This is a genomic window from Neisseria sp. P0009.S007 (genome assembly GCF_051962515.1).
The window spans coordinates 1-229 of record NZ_JBQCVF010001350.1; the positions used below are offsets into that span (position 1 = coordinate 1).

Annotated in this window: 1 pseudogene; it reads left to right on the forward strand. The window is 52.8% G+C overall.

Annotated elements, in window-relative coordinates:
* A pseudogene (locus ACTHS3_RS18905) lies at positions 1-229 on the forward strand (MFS transporter); the annotation flags it as partial.

Consider the following 229-nt stretch of genomic DNA (forward strand, 5'->3'; position numbering starts at 1 on the left):
GGACCGGTGTGGTCAATGGTTTTTACAACGTCGTGACCTTTATTTCTGCCTTCGGGTTGATGTGGATGGCGCGCAAATACGCCGCCAAATACGTCCATGCCTTTGCCGTTACCCTTGCCGCACTCGCCCTTTTGGCGATTCCGCATGTTACCGATAAAAACATGATGCTCGCCCCGATGATCGGTTTCGGTATCGGCTGGGCAAGTATGATGGGCGTGCCGTTTATGAT